Origin of the sequence: Vreelandella titanicae, assembly GCF_014697095.1 — a bacterium.
Taxonomy (GTDB): Bacteria; Pseudomonadota; Gammaproteobacteria; order Pseudomonadales; family Halomonadaceae; genus Vreelandella; species Vreelandella titanicae.
Genome location: NZ_CP059082.1, coordinates 1,423,040 through 1,436,195 on the forward strand (window position 1 = coordinate 1,423,040; position 13,156 = coordinate 1,436,195).

At 56.3% G+C, this 13,156-nt stretch carries 13 protein-coding genes; 10 read left to right on the plus strand and 3 right to left on the minus strand.

The features are described from left to right. Positions 1-6: 6 nt before the first annotated feature. The 3 genes from HZS52_RS06730 to HZS52_RS06740 are packed head-to-tail and all read left to right on the plus strand — an operon-like array spanning position 7 to position 2,893. The gene (locus HZS52_RS06730) at positions 7-1,107 is read left to right on the plus strand and encodes an amino acid ABC transporter permease (protein WP_223828073.1); all 1,101 of its coding nucleotides are present in this window, start codon (positions 7-9) and stop codon (positions 1,105-1,107) included. After that, positions 1,104-1,901, plus strand: a complete 798-nt coding sequence (locus HZS52_RS06735) for an amino acid ABC transporter ATP-binding protein (protein ID WP_027958391.1) — start codon at positions 1,104-1,106, stop codon at positions 1,899-1,901. The genes HZS52_RS06730 and HZS52_RS06735 overlap by 4 nt, the downstream gene beginning before the upstream one ends. Continuing rightward, on the plus strand, positions 1,898-2,893 hold the full coding sequence (locus HZS52_RS06740; RefSeq protein WP_027958390.1) for an isoaspartyl peptidase/L-asparaginase family protein: 996 nt from the start codon (positions 1,898-1,900) through the stop codon (positions 2,891-2,893). Before HZS52_RS06735 ends, HZS52_RS06740 begins: the two co-directional genes overlap by 4 nt. 245 nt (positions 2,894-3,138) lie before the next feature. Here HZS52_RS06740 and HZS52_RS06745 read toward each other — a convergent pair whose 3' ends face one another. After that, positions 3,139-3,993, minus strand: coding sequence for a sensor domain-containing diguanylate cyclase (locus tag HZS52_RS06745; RefSeq protein ID WP_190374877.1), 855 nt, complete (start codon positions 3,991-3,993; stop codon positions 3,139-3,141). Between the two features lie 240 nt (positions 3,994-4,233). Here HZS52_RS06745 and HZS52_RS06750 point away from each other — a divergent pair, with 240 nt between their 5' ends. From HZS52_RS06750 to HZS52_RS06780, 7 genes are all read left to right on the plus strand, one after another. After that, positions 4,234-5,148 (plus strand): cation diffusion facilitator family transporter, encoded by a 915-nt coding sequence (locus HZS52_RS06750; RefSeq protein ID WP_190374384.1) that lies wholly within the window; start codon positions 4,234-4,236, stop codon positions 5,146-5,148. A 101-nt stretch (positions 5,149-5,249) separates the two neighbouring features. Beyond that, positions 5,250-5,927: a DsbA family protein gene (locus HZS52_RS06755; RefSeq protein WP_190374385.1), complete on the plus strand. Its 678-nt coding sequence runs from the start codon at positions 5,250-5,252 to the stop codon at positions 5,925-5,927. Continuing rightward, the gene (locus HZS52_RS06760; RefSeq protein WP_190374386.1) at positions 5,924-6,895 is read left to right on the plus strand and encodes a M23 family metallopeptidase; all 972 of its coding nucleotides are present in this window, start codon (positions 5,924-5,926) and stop codon (positions 6,893-6,895) included. The genes HZS52_RS06755 and HZS52_RS06760 overlap by 4 nt, the downstream gene beginning before the upstream one ends. 79 nt (positions 6,896-6,974) lie before the next feature. Further along, positions 6,975-7,886, plus strand: coding sequence for a LysR family transcriptional regulator (locus tag HZS52_RS06765; RefSeq protein WP_053856945.1), 912 nt, complete (start codon positions 6,975-6,977; stop codon positions 7,884-7,886). 2 nt (positions 7,887-7,888) lie between these two features. Continuing rightward, positions 7,889-8,797 carry a LysR family transcriptional regulator gene (locus HZS52_RS06770; RefSeq protein WP_190374387.1) on the plus strand — a complete coding sequence of 303 codons (909 nt, stop codon included), beginning with the start codon at positions 7,889-7,891 and terminating at the stop codon, positions 8,795-8,797. A 134-nt stretch (positions 8,798-8,931) separates the two neighbouring features. Beyond that, positions 8,932-9,567 carry a glutathione S-transferase family protein gene (locus HZS52_RS06775; RefSeq protein ID WP_190374388.1) on the plus strand — a complete coding sequence of 212 codons (636 nt, stop codon included), beginning with the start codon at positions 8,932-8,934 and terminating at the stop codon, positions 9,565-9,567. A gap of 57 nt (positions 9,568-9,624) precedes the next feature. Then, positions 9,625-11,598, plus strand: coding sequence for a 2Fe-2S iron-sulfur cluster-binding protein (locus tag HZS52_RS06780; RefSeq protein WP_190374389.1), 1,974 nt, complete (start codon positions 9,625-9,627; stop codon positions 11,596-11,598). Between the two features lie 15 nt (positions 11,599-11,613). Here the strand turns inward: HZS52_RS06780 and HZS52_RS06785 are convergent, their stop codons facing one another. Next, positions 11,614-12,402: an SDR family oxidoreductase gene (locus HZS52_RS06785; RefSeq protein ID WP_190374390.1), complete on the minus strand. Its 789-nt coding sequence runs from the start codon at positions 12,400-12,402 to the stop codon at positions 11,614-11,616. Positions 12,403-12,434: 32 nt separating this feature from the next. Continuing rightward, complete coding sequence (locus tag HZS52_RS06790) at positions 12,435-13,133, minus strand: SDR family NAD(P)-dependent oxidoreductase (RefSeq protein WP_022521398.1); 699 nt, start codon at positions 13,131-13,133, stop codon at positions 12,435-12,437. Positions 13,134-13,156: the final 23 nt, after the last annotated feature.

Sequence of the window (13,156 nt, forward strand, 5' to 3'; positions counted from 1 at the left end):
GCGATGATGACCGTATCAGCTACACAAAGTCATAGCGGTGTACAAGTACCACCTCACCATCCTTTGGGGCATCAAGTGACTCGATGGATCAAGACGCAACTCTTCCCTACTCCATTTCAGTCTTGTTTGAGCCTGATCACATTGGCGCTATTGGTATGGTTCACTCCGCTCGCACTGGATTGGTTGCTGTTCTCCGCTACCTTTGTTGGCGACAGCAAGGCCGATTGTGTCGGTGGCGGAGCCTGCTGGCTACCAGTGACACAACGTATCGAGCTATTTGTCTATGGGTTTTATCCTGATACCGAAATTTGGCGCGTCAATATCGCGTTCGGTCTAGCAGCGGCAATCTTGCCTTTGCTGTATATCAAGCAAATTGATCGCCGCTGGGTGTTGGGATACCTAATCGTTCTTCCGTTTTTGATGTGGTGGCTTCTAAAGGGTGGTATTGGCCTGCCCGAGGTCTCCTCAACGAAATTTGCAGGGATTCTGGTTACCGTATTTCTTGGCGTAATCGGCATGCTATTCGCTCTGCCGATGGGGATTCTGCTTGCCCTCGGTCGACGCTCTAATAAGCCGGTGATCAAACTACTTTCAGTACTTTATATCGAGCTCGTGCGCTCGGTACCGGTGATCACGCTGCTGTTTATGGCGTCGCTCATGATCCAACTGCTATTCCCCGAAGGGATGACCATCGACATTTTCCTGCGCGTGCTGATCGTGTTGATTATGTTCACTGCGGCCTATATGGCAGAAACCATTCGTGGCGGCCTGCAGGGCATGCCAAGTGGGCAATATGAAGCCGCAAAAGCCCTGGGTTTTTCCTATTGGAAAACGATGGGGCTGATCATTCTGCCGCAGGTCTTACGTAACACCATACCTCCATTGCTTACCCAGTTCATTGGTCTCTTCAAAGAAACCACCCTCGTCGTGGTGGTCGGCGTGCTTGATGTCGTCGGTATCGCGATGAGTACCACAGCAGCTCCTGAATGGCTCGGACTCGAGCATGAGGTCTACCTCTTCCTAGCCTTATTCTTTTTTACGATCTGCTTCACGTTGTCTCGCTACGCGCGACATTTGGAAAAACAAATGGAAAAGAGTCGCTCATGAGTACTGCATCCCAATTCAGCAGCACAGTATCAGCTAACCACGACACTACTGCGATTAGCATCGACAATCTCAACAAGTGGTATGGCGACTTCCACGCGCTAAAAAACATCTCTCTCAAGGTAACCAGTGGCGAGCGTATTGTGGTTTGTGGGCCTTCGGGGTCTGGAAAATCAACGTTGATTCGCTGCGTCAATCAGTTGGAACGGCATCAGCAAGGGTCTCTGACCGTGCTAGGAGAAACGCTGGATGAAAACCGTAAGCGCCTGCAACGGATCCGGCGCAACGTCGGGATGTGTTTTCAGCATTTCAATCTTTTTCCCCACTTGAGCGTACTCAAGAATTGTACGCTGCCTCAAACTGCGAATTTGAGGGTTCCCCAGGCGGAGGCGATTGAGTATGCGCTGTCTCTTCTGGATCGTGTTCAGATGCGAGAGCACGCCAATAAATATCCTGGCCAACTCTCAGGTGGCCAGCAGCAGCGTATCGCTATAGCTCGAGCATTGTGTATGCGGCCAAAAATAATGCTCTTTGACGAACCTACTTCGGCACTAGATCCCGAAATGATTGCTGAAGTACTGGAGGTAATGGTGGATCTTGCCAATGATGGCATGACCATGCTGTGCGTCACTCATGAAATGGGGTTCGCGCGGCGCGTCGCCGACCGTGTTGTCTTTATGGATCAGGGCGAAATCGTTGAAGAAGCTCCACCGCAGCAGTTCTTTGATACCCCTCAGTCAGCCCGTACCAAGCGATTCCTGACACAGATTCTCGACCATGGAGTAACTGCTGCATGAATAAGCCCCCTATCGCCATTGCGATTCACGGTGGCGCCGGTGTGCTAACCCCCGGCTTGTTGTCGCCTCAGGATGAGGACGCGATTCATGAGGCCTTGCGCCAAGCTATTGATGCTGGCCACCGGATACTGGCAGCAGGTGGCACCAGTCTGGATGCAGTTGAGGCCTGTGTCGTGTCGCTAGAAGAGTGTTCCTGGTTCAACGCAGGCAAAGGTGCTGTGTTCACTGCAGACGGCATTCATGAAATGGATGCTGCTATAATGAACGGAGCTGATCGGAGTGCAGGTGCCATTGCGGGTGCTCATTATGTCCGTAATCCGATCCGTGGAGCTCGTGCTGTTATGGAGCACAGTGATCATGTCATGTTGGCTGGAGAAGGCGCCGATCGTTTCTTGCGTGAGCAGAATCAGCCTCAAGTAGCCAATGATTGGTTTGATACCGAGCTACGCCGTCGTCAATGGCAGGGCAACCGCTCTAGCTCAACAGCCCCCAGTCTCGAACCAAGCCACGCTGATCACCATATTGAAGAAACTGTGGTAAATGATAACTCGGGACATAAATTTGGCACCGTAGGGGCTGTTGCTCTTGATAGCCATGGTCATGTCGCAGCCGCCACATCGACCGGCGGCATCACTAATAAACGTTACTCACGTATAGGCGACACGCCGATTATTGGCGCGGGCACTTGGGCAGACGACCGTAGTGCAGCGATATCGGCGACAGGGCACGGTGAATACTTCATGCGTGCTGTAGTAGGGCATGACATAGCCGCCCGCATGCGCTTTGCTGGCCGCGATCTTCATAGGGCCTGTGACGAAGTCGTCCATCAGGAGCTAAAAACGTTAGGAGGACAGGGTGGCGTTATCGCCGTGTCACCGAATGGAAAAACCCAGTTGAGCTTCAATACACCTGGCATGTATCGGGCGTGGAGGGATGATTACGGTCAGCTTCACACTGCGATTTATGCAGAAGACGACCGAGTGCATGGCTAATCGGATATTAAGGGAAAAAGAGGTTGGGAAGCCAATGGCTTCCTACCATCTTGGCTATAATCTGGAACTCAATCAATAAGTGAAGCACCTACGGTGTTCGTTCCTCAGTCCTTTGCTCTGTCATTCTTCTCCAGCAACGATAGACATTGGTTTAAGCGATTATCCGGGCTTCAAAAGCCTCCGGGCTGATCATCTCTGCCGCCGCTGCTTGTTGTAGTCGATCTCCTTCGGTGGTTCATCACCCGCTAACGGCTGCGCCTTTTGATCTGATACATATGGCTGTCAGCACGGCTCAGCAGGGTATCGGCGTCTTCCCCGTCGGCGGGGTAGCAGGCCACGCCGATGCTGCAGGATGGCATTTTGACCTCGCCGAATTCAGCGCCTAGTGGCTCGTTCATGACCGTGAGAATCTGTTCCACCTTTTCTGTCACAGTGTGCGCTGACTTGATGTCCGTTAACAGCACCGTGAATTCATCACCGCCCATGCGGGCCACCGTGTCCGTCTCGCGTACACAGCCTTCCAATCGTCTTGCTACCGTGCAGAGCACCCGGTCACCCGCCGCATGTCCATGAATATCGTTGATGCTTTTGAAGTCGTTAATATCCAGAAATAGCAATGCCAGGTTGTTCTGATAGCGATGGGCCATGCTCAGGCCCAAGGTAAGGCGGTCATAGAAGAGCGCTCGGTTGGTCAACTTTGTCAGTGGATCATGGTGGGCGAGGTAGCGTAACTCTTCCTCGGCCTGCATAAGCGCTGTGACGTTGCGCGCTACACCGACCCGCACTTCCTCTGCTTCGTACCAGCGGGCAGACCACAGGATATGCACGATACCGCCGTCTTTGCGGATATAGCGGTTGCGGTAATCAATATGGGGCTTACCGCTCATCACACGAACAATGGAGTCCCGCGTTGCGGCTAAATCGTCAGGGTGCATGTAGTTCGTGATTAGAGTGCCGATCAACTCTTGAGGAAGGTAACCGAGCAGCGACTCACAGGCATCACTCACGAAGACGATCTGGTTGTCTTTATCGACCACGAAGACGGTGTCCAGCATCAGGTGAATCAGTTTGGGGTAAAGGGCTTGCAGGTCAACGGTCATAGACAAGGGATAATCCGGTTAGCGTTCCTCGACTATAGAGCAATCGCGAAGTGGACGATAAAGAATTCTGGAAATTTTGGGGGAAAGGTCACTCCCGTAATGACAAGCGCGTATCGGCCATCGCCAGGGTAGGCTTTGCCCTCCCGGGGCGAGTGCCAACGGACGACATTCAGGGGTTGAAGCTTTAGTTACTAGAGGTTTTATAGTACCGGGAATGAAAAAACTTAACGAGGTTTATATATGGGACATCATCATGATCATCCCCACATTGATCCTGCCTCTGGCGACCGACGTGTCAGTATTTCCATTTGGGCAAATGGCTTATTAACCATCGCCCAGATCGTCGGCGGTATTATGGCGGGCAGCCTCTCGCTGATCGCTGATGCGCTGCATAATTTTTCTGATATGGCAGCGCTTGTTATTGCCTTTGCTGCGCGCAAGATCGCAAGACGGCCCGCCGATGCGCAAATGACCTTCGGCTATGGCCGAATCGAGATAGTGGCAGCACTGATTAACTACACTACGCTCATTCTCGTTGGCCTCTATCTGATTTACGAAGGCGCCATGCGCATGATTGAACCGCCAGAGATCCAGGGTTGGTTGGTCGTTATCATCGGTGGCGTCGCTCTTGTTGTCGATGCCCTCACCGCCATGCTTACTTGGTCAATGCAAAAAGGTAGCGTCAATATTCGCGCCCTTTTTCTGCATAACCTGTCTGATGCGTTCGCCTCCATCGCTGTGATTATCGGCGGTTCATTAATTCTGCTCTACGACATGCGCTGGGTAGACCCTGCGATTACGATAGGTATTGCTCTGTATATCCTTTACCTCGCCTTTTCGGAGATTGGGGGGCCTATCCGTACACTGATGCTGGGCTCTCCCCCAGATATTAACGGTCAACTCGTCATTGAAGCCGTGCGTGGTGTCGAAAGTGTCCACGATATTCATCATGTGCACCTATGGCAGATGCAGGAAAACATGGCCGCCCTTGACTGCCACGTGGTCATTACGGAAGCAGGCTGGCAGCAGCTTGAGTCGATTAAGACAGAGATCAAAGAGCAGTTAAAAACGCGCTTCAACATTGTCCATTCCAGCTTAGAGTTTGAGCATATTGATCACGCACATCAGGATGCCAACCTTTATGGGCATGAATAATACATGCTAACGCTGGTCTACATAGGCAGTCATTTAGCTTGGTTTGTGCAATCAAATCTTGGCCTAAATTGCCAAATAATCACTGAAATCGAGAGAGAAAAATGTTCAAAAAAGCGACTTTTATGCTTGCGGGTACGTTGATGCTGACAGCTGCCATCGTGGTGGTATCGAAACCTGCACTGTTGGGCATGCAAGCTGAGGCGGCGAGTGAGGATGCTGGACAGGCCGAGAGCTCCTTGGTGCGTTCACACTCACCGATCCTGGGGCCGAAAGGGGCACCTGTCACCATTGTGGAATTTTTCGACCCGGCCTGCGAAGCCTGCCGTGCTTTCTATCCTCTCACCAAAAGTATTCTGGAGACCTATCCTGAGCAAGTGCAGCTAATCGTGCGCTACACCCCTTTCCACGGTGAGGTTTCTGATACGGCCATACGCGTGCTGGAAGTCGCTCGACACCAGGACGTATTCGAACCGGTACTCGAAGCTCTGCTCTCTCGTCAGGATCAATGGGCATCTCATGGCCGTTTCGATGAATCAGCTATCTTGGAGATTGCCAGCCAAGCCGGTCTTGACCGAGCTGCCGCTGAGGAGCAACTCAACTCAGCTGAGGTGCAAGCGGTGATTGACCAAGACATGGCAGACGTCAAAACGAATCAGATTCGCCAGACGCCAACCTTTTTTGTCAACGGTGAGCTGCTAGAACCCTTTGGTATGCAGGAGCTGATTGATGTCGTAAAGAGTGAAATCGAGGAGATATCTGAAGAAGCAAAAGCCCAATGAATCAGCGCTGGTTGCTGATAGGGCTTATGAGTTTAAGCCCCGCGCTGGTCGAGGGCGGTTGGCGAGAGCACCTCTTACTCTCGCCGTCAGACCCGACATTAAACGGGTTGCAAGCAGCTACCGAACAAGGGCGCTCCACGACTCAGCCTCGCCTCGATACCTTGACCTTTGGGCGTGATGTGATTGTTGAAACCTCGCTTTATGATGCCTTGTCAGCGGAGGGGGTTCCCGCACGTTTCGTTACCAAGCTGGAAACGTTGCTGGGCGAGTTCATGGAGACGCCTCTTGAATTTTCAGGTAGTGAGCGTATCCAGTTATTGTGGGAAGAAGATCGACACCAGGATGGCTCCCGCGTGGGGCCTCCGCGTCTAAGTTATGCGGGATTGTCTAATCAGGCAGAACGACTAGAGGTGGTATGGCCGGTAGCTAAAAAAGGCCGCGTGATGCTCTTCAAGAACGAAACGCTTTTAGACACTTTGCAACTGCCGGTTCTTGGCGCACGGCTGACTTCTCGCTTTGGAAATCGGCGGCATCCGGTGTATGGCGGCGTTCGTCCTCATAATGGCATTGACCTTGCCGCTCCTTATGGCACACCGGTAATAACCACCGCACCTGGACGCATTTCCTTCATCGGCCGCCAAGGCGGTTATGGTCGCGTGATGGAAGTAGAACACGATACGGGGGCTATCAGCCGTTATACGCACCTAAGCCGCTTTTCCCCACACCTTGTAGTCGGGAGCTTGGTCAATGCTGGAGAAACCCTAGGTGAAGTAGGTGCCTCCGGCGTCGCAACTGGCCCCAACTTGCATTATGAAGTGAGAGTGGATGACCGGCCTGTTGATCCTCTCGTTCAAGGGCGCCGCATTATCCTGGGTGAACAACCCACGCGCCTGGAATATCAAACCTCGCTATACGAAGTAAGGCGACGTTTAGAGCAAGCGATTGGGACGTCCTCTGTTAAGACGTGATTGTAATTTACGGGCAATGAAACTCAGTGCTCCATTGCTTTGTATTAATGGTGATTACTCCCCTGACTCTGGAGCTGCCTTGGATAGATTCGAAGAGATGCGCGTGTTTGCAGCGGTGGCGCAACTGGAGAGCTTTGCGGACGCCGCACGGCAGCTTGCGTTGTCGCCGCCTCGGGTTACCCGGGCGGTGGCAGCGCTTGAGGCGCGCTTGGGCGTTGCCTTGTTACAGCGCACCACAAGGCAGGTGCGCGTGACGGAGGCGGGGCGCCGGTATCTGGAGGATGCCCAGCAGGTGCTTGCTCAGCTTGCGGAGGCCGAGGCCGCTGCGACCGGCAGTTACCTTACCCCACGTGGCCTGTTGCAGGTGACCGCGCCGGTGCTGTTCGGCGAGTACTTCGTTACCCCGCAGATCGTCGATTATCTGGAGCAATACCCTGACGTGCAGGTGCGCGCTGAACTGATCGATCGACCGGTCAACCTGCAGGAGGAGGGCATCGATGTGGCGGTGCGCATCGGCCATGTGCCCCAGGATTGTCAGCACTTGACCGTGCCAGTCGGTGAGGTGCGGCAGGTAGTTTGTGCAAGCCCCGCGTGGCTGGCCGAGCACAATGAGCCAACGCACCCGCAAGAACTGGAAGCATTGCCTACCGTGGTGGCCGAAGGCGGCAACTTGAGCGGCCACTGGTGGTTCGAGGAGGAGGGCAAACGCATTGAAGTAACGCCCTCGCCACGGCTGCGCATCAGCGCTATTCATGCGGCGTTAACGGCGGTCGAGGCAGGTGCCGGGCTTACTCGGCTGCTGTCTTACCAGGTGGCTGCCAGTGAAGCCGAAGGTCGAGTACGGCGCGTGTTAACGCGTTTCGAACCAGTGGCCATTCCCATCAATATCTGGGTGACAGCGGGCCGTGGGCGTGCCGCCAGTGTGCGTACCTTCGTTGATTTTCTTGCCGAGCGGCTACGTGCCGACCCGGCGCTCGCCTACCGCAGTTAACTATGGCACTCTCTCCTGAATCACCGCTACGCTTTGAGGCCTTAAAGGCGCTTTCCGCCGTTGCCAGGCACGGCAGCGTGCAAGCCGCGGCTGAAGCGTGCAGCCAGTCGGCGGCGAAGCTCCACCGTCTGCTGCGTGCTCAGGAGCAGCATCTGGGGGTTGCTTTGGTCACTAGCTCTGCCAGAGGCAGCACGTTAACGGCGGCGGGCGAGCGATTGCGCGCCTACGCCGATACGCTGATCCACGCAGTCTCCGACGCCGACACCAGTGCGCGCCAGGAGCACCGCGAGCTCAACGGCACGCTACGTTTGCAGGCGCCCCAGGCGTTGATGGAGCCACTGCTGGTGCCGTTAGTGTTGCGGCTGCAAGAGCAGCATCCTGCGCTGAAGATCTGCCTGCTGGCTGATGAATATCCCATCCGTATAGAAAGCGATGCACCGGCGCACCTACGTCTGATGCGTGGGCCGCTGCCTGCCTCCGCTTATGCCAGGCCCCTGGGTGATTTGCGCGTTGGTCTGTTTGCTAGCCCCCGTTACTTGGACAAGACCGGGCGCCCCGGTAGCCTGCAAGGCTTGGCCCGTCATGCACTTATTCACTGCTCCAGTGAAGGACAGGCGCCTGTCTGGCGCTTGTCTGAAGACTACCCGCTCCGTTTTGAGCCCAGGCTTGCCATCAGTACCAGTGCTGCTGCGCTGCGGGCTGCCATTGGAGGTGCGGGTGTCGTGTGTTGCTACCAACTGCAGGCGCGTCGCGCCTGCGAGCAGGGGCTGCTTGAACCCGTTGCTGAACCCCTTTGGCCTGCGGGACACCCTCTGGCGCTCACCTATACCCTTGGCATCCGGGCGCCTGCCAGCGTTATGGCCTTCCTGGAACTGGCAACACCCTGGTTGCGAACGCAGTTGGTCGGCTGATTATTTCATTCAGCGCAATTTTGTATTGTTCAGTATCGCTATTCTTGCACTCCTTGATTTGGCGCAGGATGGGTGATGTCGCTTAACACCTGTGACGTTCATCTATCGAGGCGCTCACTCAAGGAGATAATTACATGCCACACGCTATCAAGGTTTACCGCCACGCTCTTTCCGGCCACTGCCATCGTATCGAGCTGATGCTTTCGCTGCTCGGTTTGCCTGCCACTTTTATCGATGTCGATCTTGCCGCGGGCGAACACAAAGCGTCGCCTTTCCTGAACCTGAACGCCTTCGCGCAGGTGCCGGTGCTCGATGACCAAGGGGTTATCCTGGCGGATTCCAATGCCATTTTGGTCTATCTGGAACGCCGCTATGGTGCTGGGCAGGGTGCTGGTCGCTGGCTACCGGACGACCCGTTGATTCAAGCCCAAGTGCAACGCTGGCTGTCCGTGGCGGCAGGGCCTTTGGCGAACTCGGCGATGAAGGCGCGCTTGGTCACGGTCTTTAATGCCTCGTTCGATCCTGAGCCGCTGATTGCTGATGCCCATGATCTGTTCGCGATTGTTGATGCCCACTTGGCGCATCAGCCCTTCCTGGCGGGTGAACACGCCACGCTGGCGGAGATTTCGCTCTACAGCTACATCGCCCATGCGCCTGAAGGGAATGTCTCGCTGGAACCCTACCCGCATATCCGCACCTGGCTGCAGCGTATCGAGGCGCTGGAAGGGTTTGTACCCATGAAGGTGACCAAGGTGGGGCTGGTGCGCTAGGCCAGCCGGTGCAGCATTTCAAATCGGTGCGGGCGAACTGCTCGCGAGGAGTCGAGGGTGAATAACGACGTCACCAGCAGCCCATGGCATGAAGGCGAGCTTGCCTTGCAGCGCGTGGTCGGCGTGGAAAAACAAATGGCGGAGGTGGGCCGCAAGGTGATGCGTCCCTTTCTAACGCCACAGCTGCAGCACTTCTTTCCCCAGTTGCCCTTTGTGGCGGCAGCAGCGGTGGATCATGACGGCTGGCCTTGGGTCACGCTGCTGGAGGGTGCGCCGGGCTTTGTTCATGCGCCGGACGAGTCACGGCTCGATTTAGCATTAACGCCGCCTGTGGATGACCCTCTTGCACCGCTACTTAACAGCGGCACCAGCATTGGCCTATTGGGCATTGAGCTACACACGCGCCGTCGTAACAGGGTCAACGGTGTATTGCGGGGCTCAGCAAGCCAATGGCAGTTGGAAGTGACTCACGCCTTCGGTAACTGCCCCCAATACATTCACGACTGGTCGGCGATGAGGCCGGTGCAGCCCCAGCCGGGCCCCGTGCTAATCAAGCGTGACGCGATCCTCGATCAGTTGCCAGAGCCGGTGCTGGCGCATATCGACCGGGCGATCACCTCCTTCGTGGGTAGTTACGCGCATACCGACCAGGGCGTCCAGGTGGATGCCTCTCATCGCGGAGGGCAACCGGGGTTCATTCGGCGTCAGGGAAGTGATCTGATTCTGCCTGATTTTGCAGGCAATCGATTCTTCAACACCTTAGGTAACGTGCTGGCCAGCGGGCGCGCGGCCTTGGTGATACCGGACTTTGCCAGCGGGAATGTGCTGCATCTGACCGGGGAAGCGCGGCTGGTGGACGAGGAGACCGCTGGGGCGCGTTATCCTGGCGCTGAACGCTACTGGTGCCTTACCCCACGGCATATCGTTTGGCGACCAAGGGCCTTGCGCTGGCGTAGCCATGCCAGTGCAGTAGCCGTTGAGGCGGCGCCCCATGGGCCCTGGCAGGCGCTTGCGCCTTCCATTCAACAGTGTGTTCAGGTGGCCGCCGTGGTGCAGGAGACACCTGAGATCTGCTCTTTCTATTTAAAGAGTGTCCGACAAGACAAGGCGCTGGGGCCCTTTGAAGCGGGCCAGTTTATTACGCTACACGTGCCGCGCCTGGATGGCACGGCGTTGGTACGCAGCTATACGCTTTCGGGTAACAGCCAGCAGGCCGATTATCGCATCAGTGTGAAGGCCGATGGTGAGGGCTCGCACTACGTACACAGCGCGCTTCAGGTGGGTACTGAACTAGCTGTGAGTATGCCAATGGGGTCATTCACGGCAGAGGCTAGCGGCTCAGGGCGTGCCCATTGGGTGCTGCTGGGAGGCGGTATCGGTATTACGCCCATATTGAGCCTGGCCCATGAATTGACTGGCGCAGGCCGTGGCCTGGTAACGTTAGTACAGAGCGTGCGCGATGTGGCCGAGGCGCCTTTCGGTGAAGAACTACTCGACCTTGAGGCGCGAGGGCTGCGTTTGCAGCGGCATGTCACCAGAACTACAACTGCCCTCAATGGATGGATGGCAGGCCGGGTTTCACTGGGGCAGGTGTTTACCGATCAGGTGCTGTCAGAAGTACAGCTGTACCTATGCGGCCCCGCCGCCTTTGTAGAGCGCTACCACCAGGAGGCGCTGGAGCTCGGACTCTCATCGGGGCAAATACACACAGAAGCGTTCGGCCCCTCGGCGCTGACCCAAACATACGCTGTGCCCGTCGCAGAACAAGCGGTAGAAGTTAGCTTTGCCAATTCAAGCGTAGTCGCCCACTGGCAGCCGGGCGAAAGCCTGCTGGAAACCGCCGAAAAAGCGGGGTTACAGCCTGCCTATGGGTGCCGCAGTGGCAGATGTGGCGAGTGCGCCTGCACGCTGGTGCGGGGGGAGGTGACCTACCCCAATGGCATATCCGCGCCAGAGGGGGAGATTCTGCTGTGCAGCGCCCGCCCAGCGGTTAACTCGGGGAGGGTAGAGATTACGCTGCCTAACGGTTAATCGCGCCTCTATCGATTAGAAGGTTCCAGGGTAGGCACCGCCATCGAGCAGGATGTTCTGCCCTGTTAGATAGCCTGCATGCTCGCTGCACATAAAGGCACAAAAGGCACCAAACTCCTCGGCGGTGCCGAATCTCCGCGCAGGAACCCCTTGGGCACGCTGCTCACGTACCTGCTCGATATCTTGCTGATTCTTCTCGGCGACCTTCTTGAAGTTGCCGCGCAGGCGGTCGGTATCAAAGGAGCCGGGCAGTAGGTTGTTGATCGTGACGTTGTGCGAGGCGAGTTGCGGTTGGCGAGCAAGACCCGCGACGAAGCCGGTTAGCCCACTGCGCGCTCCGTTGGATAACCCGAGAATGTCGATGGGTGCTTTTACCGCGCCCGAGGTAATATTGACCACACGTCCAAAGCCGTTGGCGGCCATACGGTCTACCGTGGCCTTGATCAGCTCAATAGGCGTGATCATGTTGGCATCCACGGCCTGTATCCACGCCTCCCGACTCCAGTCGCGAAAATCACCCGGCGGCGGCCCGCCGTTATTGTTGATCAGAATATCGATCTGTGGGCAGGCGGCCAGCAGCGCCTCGCGTACCTCCTCGCGCCCGATATCCCCAGCCACAGGGCGAACTTCGATGGCTGGATTAAGGGCCCGCAACGCGTCGGCGGTCTTTTCGAGCACCTCGGCATTGCGTGAATTAATGGCCAGGTTGACGCCTTCTTTGGCCAGCGCTTCGGCGCAGCCTCGACCCAACCCTTTGCTCGCTGCGCATACCACGGCCCAGCGTCCCGCTATTCCAAGATCCATACCATGTACTCCTGTGTGTTCGATATTTGCGCTCAACGTGACGAATAGCCACCGTCTACCGGTAATAGTACGCCCGTTATAAAGTTTGCGCCCGGTGAAGCCAAGAACAGCGCTGGCCCAGCGAGGTCGTCGGGTTTGCCCCAGCGGCCCATGGGCGTGCGTCCGACGAGTTCCGCCGAGCGTTCGCTGTTCTGGGTGAGTGCTGCCGTCAAGTCGGTGGCAATCCAACCTGGCGCAAGGGCATTGACGCGAATACCATCGCTGGCCCAGGCGATCGCCAACGACCGTGTGAGTTGGGCCACGCCGCCCTTGGAAGCAGAGTAGGCCGGGGCATGGCCGCTGCCAAAAAACGACAGCATAGAGGCGGTGTTGATAATGCAGCCACCCGCTGCCTTGAGGGCTGCATGCGCGGCATGACAACAGCGCTGTGTACCATTGAGGTTGATGTCGATGACCTCAGAAAAGCCTTTGGGTGTGAACTCCTTGCCGTCACGCTGGATGACGCCAGCGCAGTTCACCAGCACATCCAATGTTGGGAACGCCGCGAAGAAGCGCTCAACCTGGGCCGGGTCACGCACATCGAGTTGGTGTCGGTCGGTTACGTCTTCGGCTTGCTGTTCGCTCTTAGGCTCGATGCCGGTGACGTGGACTTCGTCACCCTGGGCGGCAAACGCCAGCGCGATCGCCCGACCAATGCCGGTAGTCCCGCCAATAACGATAACAGTGTTCATATCGCTCCTTTTTAGAACGTGAA